At 70.1% G+C, this 17,568-nt stretch carries 15 protein-coding genes and 1 pseudogene; 10 read left to right on the forward strand and 6 right to left on the reverse strand.

The window, feature by feature from the left end:
- Nucleotides 1-220: 220 nt before the first annotated feature.
- Both M6G65_RS01095 and M6G65_RS01100 read left to right on the forward strand, forming a co-directional pair.
- Nucleotides 221-637 (forward strand): NADH:ubiquinone oxidoreductase subunit NDUFA12, encoded by a 417-nt coding sequence (locus M6G65_RS01095; RefSeq protein ID WP_192707060.1) that lies wholly within the window; start codon nucleotides 221-223, stop codon nucleotides 635-637.
- Between the two features lie 126 nt (nucleotides 638-763).
- Entirely contained in the window at nucleotides 764-1,423 is a 660-nt protein-coding gene (locus M6G65_RS01100; RefSeq protein ID WP_250103459.1) for a DUF2155 domain-containing protein, read from the forward strand.
- 209 nt (nucleotides 1,424-1,632) lie between these two features.
- Here M6G65_RS01100 and aat read toward each other — a convergent pair whose 3' ends face one another.
- The 4 genes from aat to M6G65_RS01120 form a co-directional block, all read right to left on the reverse strand.
- Complete coding sequence (gene aat / locus M6G65_RS01105) at nucleotides 1,633-2,301, reverse strand: leucyl/phenylalanyl-tRNA--protein transferase (protein ID WP_238198628.1); 669 nt, start codon at nucleotides 2,299-2,301, stop codon at nucleotides 1,633-1,635.
- A 66-nt stretch (nucleotides 2,302-2,367) separates the two neighbouring features.
- Nucleotides 2,368-3,720 (reverse strand): acetyl-CoA carboxylase biotin carboxylase subunit, encoded by a 1,353-nt coding sequence (gene accC, locus M6G65_RS01110; RefSeq protein ID WP_238198626.1) that lies wholly within the window; start codon nucleotides 3,718-3,720, stop codon nucleotides 2,368-2,370.
- Nucleotides 3,721-3,825: 105 nt separating this feature from the next.
- Complete coding sequence (gene accB / locus M6G65_RS01115) at nucleotides 3,826-4,302, reverse strand: acetyl-CoA carboxylase biotin carboxyl carrier protein (protein ID WP_250103460.1); 477 nt, start codon at nucleotides 4,300-4,302, stop codon at nucleotides 3,826-3,828.
- 151 nt (nucleotides 4,303-4,453) lie between these two features.
- Complete coding sequence (locus M6G65_RS01120) at nucleotides 4,454-5,236, reverse strand: DsbA family protein (RefSeq protein ID WP_192707065.1); 783 nt, start codon at nucleotides 5,234-5,236, stop codon at nucleotides 4,454-4,456.
- A gap of 390 nt (nucleotides 5,237-5,626) precedes the next feature.
- Between M6G65_RS01120 and M6G65_RS01125 the strand changes: the two are divergent.
- A pseudogene (locus tag M6G65_RS01125) lies at nucleotides 5,627-6,766 on the forward strand (pyridoxal phosphate-dependent aminotransferase); the annotation flags it as partial.
- Between the two features lie 18 nt (nucleotides 6,767-6,784).
- Here the strand turns inward: M6G65_RS01125 and gph are convergent.
- Complete coding sequence (gene gph / locus M6G65_RS01130; RefSeq protein ID WP_238198620.1) at nucleotides 6,785-7,480, reverse strand: phosphoglycolate phosphatase; 696 nt, start codon at nucleotides 7,478-7,480, stop codon at nucleotides 6,785-6,787.
- Nucleotides 7,481-7,831: 351 nt separating this feature from the next.
- On the opposite strand from gph, the gene M6G65_RS01135 reads away from it, so the two are divergent.
- From M6G65_RS01135 to M6G65_RS01165, 7 genes are all read left to right on the forward strand, one after another.
- A complete protein-coding gene (locus M6G65_RS01135; RefSeq protein WP_238198618.1) occupies nucleotides 7,832-8,296 on the forward strand; it encodes a hypothetical protein in 465 nt (154 codons plus the stop codon).
- A gap of 130 nt (nucleotides 8,297-8,426) precedes the next feature.
- Complete coding sequence (gene rpiA / locus M6G65_RS01140; RefSeq protein ID WP_250103461.1) at nucleotides 8,427-9,140, forward strand: ribose-5-phosphate isomerase RpiA; 714 nt, start codon at nucleotides 8,427-8,429, stop codon at nucleotides 9,138-9,140.
- Between the two features lie 43 nt (nucleotides 9,141-9,183).
- Complete coding sequence (locus tag M6G65_RS01145; RefSeq protein ID WP_192707070.1) at nucleotides 9,184-9,759, forward strand: DUF2059 domain-containing protein; 576 nt, start codon at nucleotides 9,184-9,186, stop codon at nucleotides 9,757-9,759.
- Nucleotides 9,760-9,801: 42 nt separating this feature from the next.
- A complete protein-coding gene (locus M6G65_RS01150) occupies nucleotides 9,802-11,022 on the forward strand; it encodes an O-antigen ligase family protein (protein ID WP_250103462.1) in 1,221 nt (406 codons plus the stop codon).
- Nucleotides 11,019-12,401, forward strand: coding sequence for a glutathione-disulfide reductase (gor, locus tag M6G65_RS01155; protein WP_250103463.1), 1,383 nt, complete (start codon nucleotides 11,019-11,021; stop codon nucleotides 12,399-12,401). Before M6G65_RS01150 ends, gor begins: the two co-directional genes overlap by 4 nt.
- Nucleotides 12,402-12,456: 55 nt before the next feature.
- On the forward strand, nucleotides 12,457-12,774 hold the full coding sequence (locus tag M6G65_RS01160) for an RNA polymerase sigma factor region1.1 domain-containing protein (protein ID WP_238198610.1): 318 nt from the start codon (nucleotides 12,457-12,459) through the stop codon (nucleotides 12,772-12,774).
- A gap of 115 nt (nucleotides 12,775-12,889) precedes the next feature.
- Entirely contained in the window at nucleotides 12,890-14,272 is a 1,383-nt protein-coding gene (locus tag M6G65_RS01165) for a class II 3-deoxy-7-phosphoheptulonate synthase (protein ID WP_250103464.1), read from the forward strand.
- 246 nt (nucleotides 14,273-14,518) lie between these two features.
- On the opposite strand, the gene M6G65_RS01170 is transcribed toward M6G65_RS01165, so the two are convergent.
- Nucleotides 14,519-17,401 (reverse strand): EAL domain-containing protein, encoded by a 2,883-nt coding sequence (locus tag M6G65_RS01170; protein ID WP_250103465.1) that lies wholly within the window; start codon nucleotides 17,399-17,401, stop codon nucleotides 14,519-14,521.
- Nucleotides 17,402-17,568: the final 167 nt, after the last annotated feature.

Here is a 17,568-nt window from a genome sequence, read left to right on the forward strand (position 1 = left end):
ATAAGTGTCCTTCCGGCTTTCGGGAATCGGATCGGGAAAATTTTAGATTCACAGGGGCCGGCGAGCGTTTTTTCGGGAACCTTGTAGCGATCCGTCGATGCGCCCTGAAGGCGTTGCCGGGGAGCGACACTTCCGTCAGCCCGCTGGACTCGCGCGCGCGCGGTCACCATAACGGCGCCGAGAAGCGCCTCCGCGGCGCGGCACGATTTCGGGATCGGCGATGGCGCTGAAGGACACTTTGCTGCGCGTCTTCACGTGGTGGAACGGCCAGACCGTCTCCCTCGCGCTCCAGACCGCGCGCACCGGCATCTTCGTCGGCGAAGACGAGTTCGGGAACAAGTACTACAAGGCCGAGGGCGCCCTCATCGACCGCTCGGTCGGCTCCGAGCGGCGCTGGGTGGTCTATAATGGCTACGCCGACGCGTCGAAGGTGCCTCCGGGCTGGCGCGGCTGGCTCTGCCACAACGTCGATCTCGCCCCGAGCGAGGAGAACTACCAGCCGAAGGCGTGGCAGAAGCCGCACATCGAGAATCAGACCGGCACGCCGAACGCGTACCGGCCGGCGGGTTCGCAGCTGTCCTGGGGGCAGCGGCCGGCGGCTACCGGCGACTACGTCTCCTGGACGCCGGGCGAGTAGAGGGCGCGACACCGGCCTCCGGCGCCCTTTTGCCGCCACCGTTCCGGTGTTCATGGCGGGCCAATCCCGATCGTCCGCCGCGCAACTGAAGGCGCGGCCGGCCACCCTCGTCTAGGGGTCCGAGCCTTGAGCCGCATCACCGCCCTCGCACGCCGCGCGCTCATGTCGAGCCTCGCGCTCGCCCTCTGCGCGGGCCCTGCCGCCGCCGACAAGATCAAGAACCCGACCGCGGTGTTCTCCGGCCTCGACAAGATCACCGGCCGGATCGTCTCCTTCGAGGTGGCGGTGGACGAGACGGTGCAGTTCGGCGCCCTGCAGCTGACCCCGCGGGTCTGCTACACCCGCCCACCGACCGAGAGCGCCAAGACCACGGCGTTCCTGGAGGTCGGCGAGGTGACCCTGGACAACAAGTATCGCCGGATCTTCACCGGATGGATGTTCGCGTCGAGCCCGGGCCTGCACGCGATCGAGCACCCGATCTACGACGTGTGGCTGGTCGATTGTAAGGGCGGCAGCGACGTGATCGCCGAGGCCAAGGAGCAGGAGGACGTTCCTGCCATGGCGGCAAAGCCCGAGAAGACCAAGCGCCCGAGCAAGGACGCCACCAAGACCGCGCAGCAGCTCAACGCCGCCGGCCAGGTGGATGTGGAGGCGCCACGCGGCGTGCCGGTCCAGCCCCGCCAGAAGCCCTCGCGCAAATTCTTCCCGTCGAACGAGGGCCCCGCGGCAGCTCCGCCGCCTCCGCCGCAGCAGCCGCAGAACCTGTTCGACGCGCTGTTCCGCTGAGGCGCGATCAGACCGCGTCCGGTTGAAGGGGGCGGGCGGCTTCAGCCGCTCCGTCATCACGAGCGCAGCGAAGTGTCCGAGGGCAGCGCGCCGGCGACCAGCGTGGTGCTGCCTGGATTGCTTCGCTCTGCCTGCAAAGACGGCGGAGCCGACGCCATCGACTCAAATCGGCAGCTCACTGTCCCGCCTTTGGCGCGTGCGTTCGAAGGCTAGGTGCCGCCCAGCGCGTCGAGCACCTGTCCGCCCGTCACCGAACCGTCTCCGGGCCAGACGTTCCAGTCGCCAGCCTGGTCGAGGGCCTCGGCCAGCCGCCGCTTGTAGACGTGGCGCGGGAGTTCCTCGGCGCCGAACTGCGTGAGGTGCTCGGTGACGAACTGGGTGTCGGCAAGCCGGTAATGCCCGGCGCGCAGGCGTCCCATCAGGTGGACGAGGGCGACCTTTGAGGCGTCGCGCACCTCGTGGAACATGCTCTCGCCGAAGAAGGCCGCGCCCAGCGATACGCCGTACAGGCCGCCGACCAGGCGCCCTCCGGCATAGACCTCCACGGTGTGGACATAGCCGAGATCGTAGAGGGCGCCGTAGAGTTCGCGGATGCGCCCGTTGATCCAGGTGCGCTCGCTGTCCCGGCGGGGCGCGGCGCAGCCGTCGATGACACCCGCGAAGTCGGTGTCGCACCGAACCTCGAACTGGTCCAACCGGACGGTCCGGGCGAGGCGCCGCGAGACCCGGAAACCGTCGAGGGGCAGGACGCCGCGCGCCTTCGGCTCGACCCAGTAGAGGGTCGGATCCTGGGCATCCTCGGCCATCGGGAAGATGCCCGCCGCGTAGGCCTTCAGCAGGATCTCGGGGGTGATGTCCACGCGGGTGGGATCATGCATGGCGTCAGTGTCGCGCGCGGCCGGCCCGAAGGCCAGAGCCCGCGGCCGCCGCAGGCTCCCGCGGCCTCAGACCTTCATGCCCCCATCTTCCAGGAAATGCTCTAGCCAGTGGATGTCGTAAAGGCCGTTCTGCACGTCCGGGTTGCGGACAAGGGTCCTGAACAGGGGCAGCGTCGTGTCGATGCCGTCGATGACAAACTCGTCCAACGCGCGGCGCAGGCGCATTAGGCACTCGTTGCGGGTGCGGCCGTGCACGATCAGCTTGCCAATCAGCGAGTCGTAGTTCGGCGGGATCCGGTAGCCCTGGAACGCCGCGGAATCGACGCGGACGCCGAGGCCGCCCGGCGTGTGATAGTGGGTGATCTCGCCGGGCGAGGGACGGAAGGTCTCCGGGTGCTCGGCGTTGATCCGACACTCGATGGCGTGGCCCTCGACCTTGATGTCCGCCTGGCTCACCGAGAGCGGGCCGCCCGAGGCGACCTGGATCTGCTCGATGACGAGGTCGATCCCGGTGATCATCTCGGTCACCGGATGCTCGACCTGGATCCGGGTGTTCATCTCGATGAAGTAAAACCGCCCGTCCTCGTACAGGAACTCGACGGTGCCGGCGCCCAGGTAGCCGAGCTCCTTCATGGCGTTGGCGCAGATGCCGCCGATCTCGGCGCGCATCGACTCATTGAGCGCCGGCGAGCCGCCTTCCTCCCAGACCTTCTGGTGACGGCGCTGGAGCGAGCAGTCGCGCTCGGCAAGGTGGACCGCACCGCCGCGGCCGTCCCCGAGCACCTGCACCTCGATATGACGGGGCTTCTCGAGGTACTTCTCGAGATAGACCGCGTCGTCGCCGAACGCGGCCTTGGCCTCGGATTTGGCCATGCCGATCGCCTGCTCCAACTCGGCCTCGGAGCGCGCGACCTTCATGCCGCGTCCGCCGCCGCCCGCAGCCGCCTTCACCAGGACCGGGTAACCGATCTCGGCGGCCACGCGCTTGGCGGTATCGGCATCCTCGACGCCGCCTTCGGATCCCGGCACGCACGGGATGCCGAGCTTGAGTGCCGTGCGCTTGGCCTCGATCTTGTCGCCCATTGTGCGGATGTGCTGGGCCTTGGGGCCGATAAAGCCGATCTGATGATGGGCCAGCACCTCGGCGAAGCGGGCGTTCTCCGACAGGAAGCCGTAGCCAGGATGAACCGCGTCCGCGCCGGTGATCTCGCAGGCCGCGATGATCGACGGGATGTTGAGGTAGCTGTCGCGGGCGGCCGGCGGCCCGATGCAGACGCTCTCATCGGCCAGACGCACATGCATGGCGTCGGCATCGGCGGTGGAGTGGACCGCCACGGTGGCGATCCCGAGCTCCTTCGCCGCCCGCAGGATGCGCAGGGCGATCTCGCCGCGGTTCGCGATCAGGATCTTGTCGAACATCGGACCCGTTAGGGCGTCCTGGCGATCCCGGACCGCACAGGATGCTCTATCCTCTTGTTAAGCGGCGTCTTCCAGGACTGAGCGATGATCGGCCCAGCGGACGTCCTAGCTGATGACGAGCAAGGCCTCGCCGAACTCGACCGGCTGGCCGTCCTCGGCGAAGATGGCGCTGACCGTGCCGGCGCGGGGCGCCACGATCTCATTGAAGGTCTTCATCGCCTCGATGAGCAGCAGCTTGTCGCCGGCCTCGACCTTTGAGCCCACATCGGCGAACGCCTTGGCGTCGGGCGAGGGGCGCAGATAGGCGGTCCCGACCATCGGCGACGGCACGGTGCCGGGCTGGGACCGCGCCGGCTCGGCTGGGGCGAGGGCGGACGGCGCCGCCGACACAGCGGCAGGAGGGGGTGCCATGGCCGCGACCGGCGCGGGCGCCGCGACCTGGACGCTCACGGGTTCGAGCCGGCGCGCCACGCGGATGCGCAGATCGCCCTTCTCGACCTCGATCTCGGACAGACCGGTCTCGGTGACGAGGTTGGCGAGCTCGCGCACGAGCTCGGGATCGATAGCGTCGTTCTTTGGCATCCGGCCTACTTCGTCTCGCGGCGCGTCAGTCCGTCCAACCGAGTCGGCGCTGGACCGCGGCCCTGCGGCTGGCGGCTCTTAGACGAAGGCGCCCCGCCGCGACAAGGCTGCACGCGACGCCTTCTCGGGTCCAGCGGCCCGGATCGTCAGCTCAGCAGGAAGCGTGGCCGCACTGGCGCACGTCGGCGATGGTCTTGCGCATCGGCTCGACGCCGACGGCTCCCGGGATCACCTCGTCACCGATGATGAAGGCCGGCGTGCCGGACAGGCCCAGACGGTCGCCGAGCCCCCGGTTCTCGCTCAGCGCGGTCTTCACCTCGGGGGAGGCCATGTCCTTCTGGAGCTTGGTCGTGTCCACGCCGAGATCCTTGGCGACCTGGATCGCCCGGGCGCCATTCACCCGGCCCTTGGTCTCCAGGAGCTTCTGGTGGAACTCGAACAGCTTGTCGCCCTTGAGCTGCTGGCGGACCGCGATCGCCACCTGGCTGGCCTCAAGCGATTCCTGGCCGAGCACCGGGAAGTCCTTGATCACCACCCGCAGCTTCGGGTCGGACTTGATCAGCGCCTGAACGTCCCCGAGCGCCTTGCGGCAGTAGCCGCAATTGTAATCGAAGAACTCGACCATGGTGACGTCGCCCGAGGGATTGCCGGCGACCACGTCGTGGGGGCCGTTGAGGAGCGCGTCGCGCGACTCCTTGAGGGCGGCGGCCTGGGCGAGGCGCTGCGTCTCGGCCTGCTGCTTCTCGGCCTCGGCGAGGGCCTCCTGAAGCACCTCGGGGTGCTTGATCAGGTATTCCTTGACGATCGCCTCGATGCCGGCGCGCTGCGCATCCGTGAAGGGCGCGGCGGGCGGCGCCGCATTCTGGGCGAGTGCCGGGACGGCGACGAGGCCGAGCGCCAGGGCCAGCGCGGGCAGGGGGCGGATGAAGGGCATGGATCCTCGCTTGCGCGGCAAGCCGGCCCGCGCGTGGCGCGAGCGGTAGGGGCTGGGTTAGGCGTTTTCGCGGCGCTCGGTCAATTCCAGCCAGTGCCGCGGTCTGCGGCGCGCCGGTTTGCGAGGCCGGATGAGCCGGTGCGGATTTTGCCCACAGACACATCCGTCATCCCGGGGCCGCGGAGCGGAGCCCGGGATCCAGAGCCGCCGACGCGTCAAGGGCTGGCACAGCCTGCGCGTCTGGATTCCGGGCTCGCCTGCGGCGCCCCGGAAAGACGGTCCTGACCCAGGAGGGTTTCTGCCGGCATCGGGCCTGGCCTCGGCTTGAGGTAGGGACCGCGAGGGTCTAACCCCGAGACCCCGGCTTCGCCCGGCGCAGAGCAGAGCCCCATGACCCCGATTTCCCGGCGGGCCGCCGCCGTCCAGCCGTTCCTCGCCATGGACGTCATGGCCGCCGCGGCCGCCAAGGCGCGGGCGGGCGACGACGTGGTGCGGATGGAGGTCGGACAGCCCTCGGCGCCGGCGCCGCGCGCGGTGATTGCGGCCGCGCAGGCGGCTCTCGCCACCGGCCGCGTCCCCTACACGGAAGCCCTCGGCCTTCCCGCCCTGCGTGAGCGGATCGCCCGCGACTACGCCGAGCGGCACGGTGTCCCGGTCAGCCCGGAGCGGGTGGTGATCACCACCGGCTCATCGGCGGGCTTCGTGCTGGCCTTCATGAGCCTGTTCGATGCTGGCGCCCGCGTGGCGGTCCCGCAGCCGGGCTACCCGGCCTACCGGAGCATCCTGGCGTCCCTCGATCTCGTGCCCGCCCCGATGGTCCTGCGCGCGGAGGACCGCTTCGCACCGACCGCCGCGCTGCTGCGCGAAACGCACGCACGGGAGCCGGTGGCCGGCGCCCTGGTGATGAGCCCGGCGAACCCTTCGGGCACCGTGATCACCGAGACCGCCTTGCGCGATCTCTGCACGGCCGCGCACGCGCTGGGCCTGCCCCTGATCTCCGACGAGATCTATCACGGCCTCAGCTACGGCGTCCCCACGGTGACGGCCCTGCGCTTCGACCCCGACGCCGTGGTGATCAACTCGTTCTCGAAGTACCATTGCATGACCGGCTGGCGGGTCGGCTGGATGATCGTGCCGGAAGCGCTGGTCCGCCCAATCGAGCGGCTGGCGCAGAATCTCTACATCTCGGCCCCCTACCTGTCGCAGATCGGCGCCCTGGCAGCCTTCGACGCGACGGACGAACTCGATGCGGTTGGCGACGGCTACGCACGCAACCGCGCGATCCTGCTGGACGCTCTGCCCGGCCTGGGCCTCGGCCGCGTGCACCCGGCCGACGGCGCTTTCTACCTCTACGCCGACGTCTCGGACCTCACCAACGACGCGCCGACCTTCTGCCGGCGGATGCTGGACGAGGCCCTCGTCGCAGCAACTCCGGGTCTCGATTTCGACCCGGAGCTGGGCCACCACCACGTCCGGTTCTCGTTCGCCGGCTCGGAAGCCGAATGCCGCGAGGCGGTGGCGCGACTCCGGACCGGCTGCGCTGACCGCTCAGGCGTCCACCGGCACGAGCGCGCCGACTGCCTCGGGCAGCTGCGAGAAATGCTCGATCACCCGGTCGGGCCCGAGTTCGGTGACCGGCCGGTCGGTGTAGCCGAAGGTCACGGCGACCACCGGGATGCCGGCGGCCTTGGCGGTGTCGATGTCGGTCCGGGAATCGCCGACCATCACGGCCCGCGCCGGGTCGCCTCCGGCGCGCGCGATCGTGTCGGTAAGGTGCCGCGGGTCGGGCTTGAACTGCGGAAATGTATCGCGGCCGCAGATCGCCGCGAACCGGTCGCCGATCCCCAGGATCCTCAGCAGTTCCACCGACTGGCCCTCGTACTTGTTGGTGCAGACCGCGAGGCGGAAGCCCGCCGCCTCCAACGCATCGAGCGCCTCGACCACGCCCGGGTACAGGTGAGAGGTGTCGGCAAGGTGCTCGCCGTAATGGGCGATGAAGGCGTCGAACAGCCGGTCGTGATCTTCCGGGGAGAGCGCGCGGCCTTCCGCCTCGAAGCCGCGCCGAATCAGCGCCTTGGCGCCGGCACCGATCAGCCCGCGCGCCTGCGACAGCGGCAGTTCGGCCAGCCCCTCCCGCTTCATCAGCACGTTGAGCGTGCCGATCAGGTCGCCTGCGGTTTCCGCGAGGGTTCCGTCCAGGTCGAACACGGCGATCGGCGGGCGGGTCGTCGGTTCGGCGGACATTCTGAGGGGACTCCTGCTGGCTGGCGCCTTCGCTAACGGGGCCTGCAAATGCGGGCAAGCCGGCGGACGGAATGGCAGAGACACCGTCGGCTCCCTGCTTCACGCGTCGCAGTAACCCGTCATTCCGGGTCGCCGCAGGCGAGCCCGGAATCCAGAACCGCGAACGTAGCCGGATTTTGCACGCGGAGCGCGTTTGGATTCCGGATTCCGCTGCGCGGCCCCGGAATGACGGCAGAGATTGGATCACAAGGCAGGCCGCGGGACCTGAAGCGGTGCATCCCTCGGCCGCATGCCCCAGACTCGCCCGAAAGCCCAGCGACATGCACGGCAGACCAGCCCCCGGGACCGCCGATGAAACCGTCTCTGTCCATCCTGGCGATTTGCGCCGCGCTTCACGCCGTGCCGGCCGCCGCGACCTCCTTCGAGTTCGTCCCCGCGCCGCAGACCGACCTCAACCGGATGTACCGCGTCGACAAGGTTACCGGCGAGGTGACCTCCTGCCAGTACGGCCTCCAGGAATCGGCGGGCGGCATCGGCCAGACGGTCTGCTTCGGGGCCGGCGAGGGCGCCGGTCCGCAGACCCCGTCCGAGTACGGGCTGGTGGCGAGCCGGCACACCCGAGAGGCCGGCGTCTTCCGGGTGAATTACAGGACCGGCGAGATGAGCATCTGCTTCGTGCTGGTGAAGAAGGAGCAGGTCGTCTGCACCCAGCAGGGCAAGCCCGGCGCCGACGGCGCGTCCGACGCCCCCCTGACCGGGCCGGCGCCCGGCCGGGCCGGAGCCAGCGCGACGCCGACACAGGGCGGCCGGCCGTAACGCGCCATCGTCGCCTCCGGCGTTCCGGTCGGCCGTGTCACGTGCTACGGGCCGACGAACCTTCGGGGAAAGACCTTCAGCCCATGACGCGCCATCGTTCGATCCGTCCCGCCAAGCGGGCGCTCCCCCGGTGAGCGGGCCGGACCTCCGCCGGGCCGCGGCGGCCCGCGCGCTCGACCTCGCCGAGCCCGGCATGCGCCTCGGGCTCGGCACCGGCTCGACGGCCGCCGCCTTCGTGGCGCTGCTCGGCGAACGGGTCCGCGGCGGGCTCGACATCGTCGGCGTGCCGACCTCCGAGGCGACGCGGGTGCAGGCCGAGGGGCTCGGCATCCGTCTTGCCACCCTCGACACTATGCCCGAGCTTGACCTGACCATCGACGGCGCCGACGAGGTCGACGATCAGCTGCGGCTGATCAAGGGCGGCGGCGCGGCGCTCCTGCGCGAGAAGATCGTCGCCTGCGCGAGCCGCCGCATGGTGGTCATCGCCGACGCCGCCAAGCGGGTCAGCCGGCTCGGCGCCTTCCCGCTGCCGATCGAGGTCAATCCCTTCGGCCTCACGGCCACCCACCGCGCGGTCGAAGCGGCGGTCGCGGCTGCCGGCTGCGCGGGCGAAGTCCGGCTGCGCCGCCATGCCGACGGCAAGCCTCTGGTCACCGACGGCGGGCACCATATCCTCGACGCCCATCTCGGCGCGATTCCCGACCCGGAAACGCTCGGCGCGGCGCTGTGGTCGGTGCCGGGCGTGGTCGAGCACGGCCTGTTCATCGGGATCGCCGATGCCGCCATCCTGGCGGCCGCGCGGGACGGACAGGCCGAGGTCACCGTTCTCGGCAGCCTCGCCTGAGGCGCCACCCTCCTCGCAGGCCCTCCTCGCAAGAAAGTCCAGCATGTCCCGACGCCTCACCGCCGCGCCCAGCCTCGCGCTCGGCCTCGCGCTTCTGGCACTCCCCCATGCGGCCGTCGCCCAGGCCAACAAGGGCGGCGCGGCCAAGCCGGCTGCGCAGCCGAGCACGCCGGCCGCCAACACCCCGGCCGCTCCGGCCTACACGCCGAGCCACCTCGCGCTCGCCCGCGAGGTGATGCTCAGCTCCGGCATCGCCCGCTCGTTCGACTCGGTGCTGCCCGCCTTCGCCGACCAGATCCGCAAGCAATCCGTCACCCGGCCCGAGCTGGCCAAGGATCTCGACGAGGTCCTGGCCTCGCTGCAGCCGGAAATGGAGCTGCAGAAGCAGCGGATGATCGACATCGCGGCGCGGACCTACGCGGCGAAGTTCTCGGAGGCCGAGCTGAAGGAGATCGCGACCTTCTTCCGCTCGCCCGCCGGCAAGCACTACGTCGAGGCGCAGCCGCAGCTGCTCGACGAGATGGTGCAGGAGATGCAGGACTGGACCCAGGACGTCTCCGAGTACGTCATGGTCCGCGTGCGCGCCGAGATGGGCAAGCGCGGGCACCAGATGCAGTGAGGGCGGCCGCTCCCGGGGGCGGATCGCCGTGACGACGACCCGATGAGCGCGGCGGCCCGGCTCTACGCGGCCGGCGGGGTGCTCCTCGCCGTCATGCCGCTCGCGATGGTGCTCGCCAACCGCTCCAGCCCGGCCGTCGTCGGGCTGGCGGCGCTCGCCTTCCTGGCCGGCCGATGGGTCGAGGATCGCGTGGCCCTGCGGGCGCATCTGCTGGCGCCGCTGGCGACGCCCCTGGCCGGAGCCGCGCTCGCTTTCCTCGCCTGGGCGCTCGCCGCGCTCGCCTGGAGCCCGTTTCCGACCGTCTCCCTGCGGGTTCTGGCCGAGTTCCTGCCGACCCTGCTCGCCGCCTACCTGCTGGCCTGCACGGCGCCCGGCCGCATCCCGGCCTTCGCGCCCCGGCTCGCGGCGGCGGCGCTCGCCCTCGGCGGCGTTCTGATCGCCGTGGACCTCGCCGCGGATCTCGCCCTCGAACGGGCCCTGGGACGGCGGGTCGCCGCCTTCGTGCACAACCGGCCGGCGCTGACCCTCGATCTCGTGGCCGGCCCGGTCGCCCTGGTGCTGTGGCGCAGGGGTGCCCGCTTGTGGGCAGCGGCGGCGCTCGCCTTCGCGGCGCTGGGCGTGCTGCGCTCGATCAGCGGGGCCGCGCAGCTCGGCCTTCTCGCGGGCGCCGCGATGTTCGTCGCGGCAAGGCTGCTGCCGCGGCGGATCGGCCTCGAGTTCGCCGGCCTCGGCCTCGGGCTCGCGGTGGCGCTGGCTCCTGTGGAAGGCGACCTGCTCGCCCGGATGATGCCGGAGGCGGCCCACGAGCGCCTGGTGCAATCCTCGTCCCGGGCGCGGGTCGCCATCGCCCGCAGCTTCGGGGCGGCGGTGGCTACGGATCCCTGGCGCGGTGCGGGCACCGGCACCAGCGCGCGCTTCGCCGAGACGCCGGTCGCTGAGAGCCTGCCGGCCGAGATGCGGGTGCTCCTCGGCGTCGGCCATCCGCACAACAGCTTCCTCCAGGTCTGGGCCGAGCTGGGCCTGCCCGGCGCGGTCCTGGCCGCGCTCACCCTGATGCTGATGCTCGCCCGCGTGGCGCGGCTGGACCAGCCGGACCGGGCGGTGGCCCTCGGCCTCGTCGCCTGTGCGGCCGCGATCGCCTTCGTGGAGCATAACGGCTGGGCCGCGTGGTGGACGGCGGGGCTCGGCGCTGCCATCTCGTGGCTGCGCGAGGCCGCCCGGCCGCGCGCGGAGACGGCATCCGGGAAGGACGGTCCGGCATGAGCGATTTCGACGTCGACCTCTTCGTCATCGGCGGCGGTTCGGGCGGGGTCCGGGCGGCGCGGATCGCGGCGGGCTACGGGGCCAAGGTGATGCTCGCCGAGGAGTACCGGGTTGGCGGCACCTGCGTGATCCGCGGCTGCGTGCCCAAGAAGCTGATGGTCTATGCCGGCCGCTTCGCCGACGAGTTCGAGGACGCGGCCGGCTTCGGCTGGACTTTGCAGCGGCCGCGCTTCGACTGGAGCGTGCTCAAGAACCGCCGCGACGCCGAGGTGACCCGGCTCGAAGGCATCTACGACGCCAACCTGATCCGGGCCGGCGTGGAGATCGTGCCCGAACGCGCCGTGATCGAGGACGTGCACACCGTGCGCCTGCTGAAATCCGACCGGCGTGTCCGGGCGGAGCGGATCCTCGTGGCCGTCGGCGCACATCCGCTCAAGGAGCCGGCCGTCCCGGGCATCGAGCTGGCGATCACCTCCAACGAGGTGTTCGAGCTAGAGCGCCTACCGGAACGCATCCTGGTGATCGGCGGCGGCTACATCGCGGTGGAGTTCGCCGGCGTGTTCGCGGCACTCGGCAGCCGCACCACCCTGCTGCACCGGGGCGACAAGCTGCTGCGCGGCTTCGACGACGAGGTCCGCGACGCCCTTGCCGAGGCCTACGGACGCCGCATGGACCTGCGCCTCGGGCGCAACCTGACCCGCATCGAGCGGCAGGCCGGCGGCCTCTGCGCCCGGCTCGGCGACGGCAGCACGATCGAGGCCGACCAGATCCTCGTCGCCACCGGCCGGCGGCCGAACGTCGCCGGGCTCGGCCTCGACCGGGTCGGCATCGAGACGGATGCCGCCGGCGCGATCCCGGTGGACGCCTACTCGCAGACCAAGGTCCCGTCGATTTACGCGGTCGGCGACGTCACGAACCGCGCCAACCTGACCCCGGTGGCGATCCGCGAGGGCCACGCCTTCGCCGACACGGTCTTCGGCGGCAAGCCGTCCTGCGTCGATCACCGCCTGATCCCGACGGCGGTGTTCTCGACCCCCGAGATCGGAGTCGTCGGCCATACCGAGGCGGCCGCCCGCGAGGTCTACGGCAAGATCGACGTCTACAAGGCCCGCTTCCGACCTATGAAGGCGACGCTGTCGGGCCGCGAGGAGCGGATCCTCATGAAGGTGATCGCCGATTGCGCCAGCGACCGCGTGGTCGGCGTGCACATCTTCGGCCACGATGCCGGCGAGGTGATCCAGGCGGTGGGGATCGCGGTGACCCTGGGCGCCACCAAGGCCGATTTCGACCGGACCATCGCGGTCCACCCGACGGCAGCCGAGGAGCTTGTGACCATGCGGGTTCCGGAGGTCACCAAGCATCCGGTCGGCGTCGGCTGAGGTCTCCGCGGCGGCCAGGCCTCGACGCGGTGCCCGACCGAGCCATATCAGGGGCATGGGCAAGCAGGGCGCAGGCAAGGGACGAGGCGGGGACGACGCGCATGCGCGCAGGCAGGCGATTATTGACGGCCTGCTCGCGGACGCGCTGCGCCCGGCATTCCATCGCCCGCCGAGCCACGACGCGCTCGCGGCCGATATCCGCCGCGCCATCGACCGGCTTCTCGCGAAGGCGGAGGCGCAGCGGAGCCGCAACCTGACCTACGACGATCTGGAAGAGGCCCTGCCGCCGCGCGACGTCTCGGCGGAAGACCTCGAGGCGATCTTCTGGATCCTGGCCGAGCATGGCATCGAGGTCGAGGACGGCGAGGCCTGACGCCGGGGCGCGCCTGCCCCCGGTTTCCGGCACTCGCAACTCCGCGGGAACCTCTCTATAAGCCGCGCTTCGCGCACGAGGCGCGATCGCACGAAGGGGTGCGCGGAGAGAGGTCATGGGCGAGCGTTGGACACCGAAGAGCTGGAGGCATCTGCCGATCGAGCAGGTCCCCACCTATCCGGACGCCGCTGCCCTCGGTGCGGTCGAGACTCAGATCGCGAGCTTTCCGCCGCTCGTCTTTGCCGGTGAGGCCCGCAAGCTGAAATCGGCGCTCGCGCGCGTCTCGGAGGGTCAGGCGTTCCTTCTCCAGGGCGGCGACTGCGCCGAGAGCTTCGACGAGCACTCCGCCGACAACATCCGCGATTTCTTCCGGGTGTTCCTGCAGATGGCGATGGTGCTCACCTTCGCGGGCGGATCGCCCGTGGTGAAGGTCGGGCGAATCGCCGGGCAGTTCGCCAAGCCGCGCTCCTCGCCCACCGAGACCCTCGAGGGCGTGAGCCTGCCGAGCTACCGGGGCGACATCATCAACGGCATCGGCTTCACCGAGGAGTCGCGGATCCCGGATCCGCGCCGTCAGCTCGAGGCCTACCGCCAGTCGGCCGCGACCCTCAACCTGCTGCGCGCCTTCGCCACCGGTGGCTACGCCAACCTGGAGAACGCGCATCGCTGGATGCTGGGATTCGTGAAGGATTCGCCGCAATCCTCGCGCTACCAGGATGTCGCCGGCCGGATGACCGACGCCCTCGATTTCATGCGGGCGATCGGCATCAATCCGGAGACGCACCCGGAGGTGCGGACCACCGACTTCTACACCAGCCACGAGGCCCTGCTGCTCGGTTACGAGGAGGCGCTGACCCGCGTCGATTCGGCGACCGGCGATTGGTACGCGACCTCCGGGCACATGCTGTGGATCGGCGACCGCACCCGGCAGCCGGATCATGCCCACGTGGAATACGCCCGCGGCATCAAGAACCCGATCGGCCTGAAGTGCGGCCCGTCCATGAAGGCGGACGGCCTGATCCGGCTGATTGATCAGCTCAACCCGGAGAACGAGCCCGGGCGTCTGAGCCTGATTTGCCGGTTCGGGGCCGACAAGGTCGGCGATCACCTGCCGGCCCTGATCCGGGCTGTCGAGCGCGAGGGGCGCAAGGTGGTGTGGATCTGCGATCCGATGCACGGCAACACGATCCCGGCGGGCCGCTACAAGACCCGGCCGTTCGAGCGCGTCATGCAGGAGATCGAGGGTTTCTTCGGCGTCCATCGGGCCGAAGGCACCATCGCGGGCGGCATCCACCTGGAGATGACCGGCAAGGACGTCACCGAGTGCACGGGCGGCGCCCGGGCGCTGACGGCCGACGACCTGCAGGACCGCTACCACACCTACTGCGATCCGCGCCTCAACGCCGAGCAGGCGCTGGAAGTCGCGTTCCGCACGGCCGAGCTGGTCAAGGCCGAGCGCAGCCACGTGGAGCGCCCGCGTCTCGACGCGGCGGAGTAGGTCGCCATCCACCGAAGCGGGTGATGTTCGCACCGGACTTCGGGAAGGCCACCCTGTCATCCCGGGGCCGCGCAGCGGAGCCCGGGATCCACAGCCGCCGCGGTGCCAGATAGGGCATCGGTTGCGGTTCTGGTTTCCGGGCTCGCCTGCGGCGCCCCGGAAAGACGGCGTGGAAGGCTCGGCTGAAGTCGACATTCCCTGAACCCGTCGACCAGGTTCGTTCCAGTCCAGACCGCCGTGAACGTGTCAGGCGATGGCCCGGCTGTTGCCGTTCCAGCGGCGGATCACGTCGGCGACCTCCGAGACCGGGACGGGGCGGCTGAACAGGTAACCCTGAACCTCGTCGCAGCCCTCCGCGCGAAGCTGGGCGAGCTGCGCCTCGGTCTCCACGCCCTCGGCGGTCGTCGTCATGCCGAGGCTGGCGCCGAGCCCGATCACCGCGCGGACGATGAAGTCCGTCCCGTCCTTGATGCAAAGGTCGCGCACGAAGGACTGGTCGATCTTGATCTTGTCGAAAGGGAAGCTGCGCAGGTAGCTGAGCGACGAGTAGCCGGTGCCGAAATCGTCCATGGCGACGCGGACACCCAGCGCCTTCAGGCTGTGCAGGATCGCCGTCGTGGACCCGGGATTCGCGACCAGCACCGATTCGGTGATCTCCAGCTCCAACCGCCGGCCCGGCAGGCCGGTCCGCCGCAGGGCCTCCCGGACGGCCGTGACGAGGCTCGCCGACGTGAACTGCACGGCCGAGACGTTGACGGCGACCTTGAGCCCGTCCGGCCAGTGGGCGGCCACCTCGCAGGCGCGGCGCAGGACCCATTCGCCCAGCGGCACGATCAATCCCAGTTCCTCCGCGATCGGGATGAACTCGGCCGGCGAGATGAAGCCGCGGACCGGATGGTTCCAGCGCAGCAGGGCCTCGAACCCGCAGACCCGGTCGGTGTCGAGGCTGTAGATCGGCTGGTAGTAGACCTCGAAGGCTTCCCGGGTCAGCGCCTCGCGCAGGTCGCGCTCGAGGAGCCGGCGCGCCTGGAGACGGGCGTCCATCTCGGGCTCGAAGAACCGGAACGAACCGCGCGCCTCGGTCTTGCCTCGGTCGAGGGCGACCTCGGCATTCTTCAGGAGCTTGTCGCAGCTCGTGCCGTCGCTCGGCGCCAGGGTGATGCCGATGGTCAGCCCGACGCTGACCTCGTGGCTGCTCAGGCTGTAGGGCGCGCCGACCACCTCGATGATCCGGCGCGCCAGCACCGCCGCGTCCTCGGGCCGGTCGATGCCGCGCTGAACCACGATGAACTCGTCGGCACCGAGCCGGGCGACGCAATCGATCTCGCGCACGCAGGCGGTCAACCGGTTGGCCACGGCGGCGAGCAGCTCGTCTCCGACACCGTGGCCGAGGGTCTCGTTGACGGGTCGGAAATCGTCGAGATCGATGGCGAAGACCGCGAAGCCGTAGTCGCGCCCGGCCTGGGCGACCGCCATCTCGATCTGCTGGCCCAGGGCCACCCGGTTCGGCAGCCCCGTCAGCATGTCGTGATGGGCCAGGAAGGCGATGCGCGCCTCGGCGCGACGGCGCTCGGTCACGTCCTCATAGGTAGCCACGAAGCCGCCATCGGCCGTCTCGCGCCGATCAATGGCGACGATCCGGCCGTTGCTGAGTTCCTGGAAATGCGTCCGCCAGGCGCCGTTGTGGAAGGCTTCGCGCTGCTGCCGAAGCAAGGTGTCGAGGTCGCAGCCCGGATGATTGCCGGCCACGAGGCTGGCCCTCATGACGTCGAGCGTCGTCATCCCGGGCACGATCGCGCGCGGAGACAGGCCGTAGATCTCGCTGTAGCGCCGGTTGACCACCATCAGGCGGTCCTGCGCGTCGTAGAGGCAGAGCCCCTGGGACATATTGTCGAGGGCCGCGTCGAGGCGGAGGTTCGTTTGCGTCAGGCGGTCCTCCTGCTCCTTGAGCAGGCTGATGTCGCTGCAGACGGCGATGAAGCCGCCCCCCTGTGTCGCGCTGCGACTCACCCGCAACCAGCGACCATCGGCCAGCTGGATGTCACCGTCCTGGGCCAGCGCCCGGACGCAATCCTCCAGCGGCTCCGAGCCGTTGCTCGCCGATCCGCCGGCCAGTCGCGCCAGGGAAGTTCCCGCCTCGATGGCTGCACCGAGCCCTTCGAAAAACCGCAGGGCTTGGTCGTTGGCGAGGGCGATGCGGCCGGCCGCGTCGACCACCACGACACCCTCGCGCGATGTCTGGAGCGCGTCCGTCACCAACGCCTCGGCGACCCGGCGCTGGCTGACTTCGCGGGCCATCATCGCCTGGATGTTGTCGCGCATGACCGCCATGGAGCGAAGCAGGCTGCCGAGCTCGTCGCGCCCCCCGGCCAGGATCCGATCCTCGAGGCGGCCGCTGGCGATGCGCTCCGCCGCGGCGGAGGCGGCGGCCAGAGGCCCTGTGATGCGGCGGTTGAGCAGCCACGCGATCAGCCCGCAGATGACGACCGCGAGGGCCGCCGCGATCGCGTTGACCTGCATCTCCCGAGCGACGAGGACGCGGGCCGCCTGCCGGAAGGTGAAGCCGTCACCCGCCGTGTAGTTCACCAGCAGATCGATCTGGTTGTCGACCGCGTGCGCCTGCTGATCCAGCTCGTCCCACCGTGCTGACACGGCTGTGGCGGGATTCAGAGTCCGGCGCATCTCCTCCCAGGCGGCCACGCCCGCCTGAACCGCGCCGGCGGTGCGTACGGCCCGGTCCGACTGCGAGCGCTCCACCGCGATCGTCAGATCCTCGGCCAGCGTGGTGGAGAGTTCCGCAATCTCGGCGTCAAGCTTGGCGGCCTCTGCCGCATCGTGCGCATGCATCCGGCGCGCGAACACGGTCCGCATCTTGGCGAAGTCCGCTGCTGTCGCCCGCGCATAATTGATGGACATCAGCGATTCGTCGTAGGTGCGGTTGATCAGCGTGCCGATGTGCGAGATCGCCACCACCGCGTAGAGCCCGAGCAGGCCCGACAGCAGGCTCATGCACAGGAAGGCCACGAAGATCCGGCCGCGGATCGTCGTGAAGAAGCCCAGGAGGCCACGCGCCGCGTACGACAGCCCTGCTCGTGTCCGATCGTCAGTCGCTGTCTCGGGGTCTCGCATCGCACCGGCCGCCGCGTCACACGTGCGGTGACATGTAATTGCTACATGTTAAGAGGCGATTAGCCCGAGGCTTTCCGAATTGGATTCAACCGCGACCGCGAACTTCGGTAAAGGGTCGTCGGATACGTTCGATCTACGACATATCACGCATACGGAAAATGATTTCT

This window comes from Methylobacterium tardum (genome assembly GCF_023546765.1).
Taxonomy (GTDB): domain Bacteria; phylum Pseudomonadota; class Alphaproteobacteria; order Rhizobiales; family Beijerinckiaceae; genus Methylobacterium; species Methylobacterium tardum.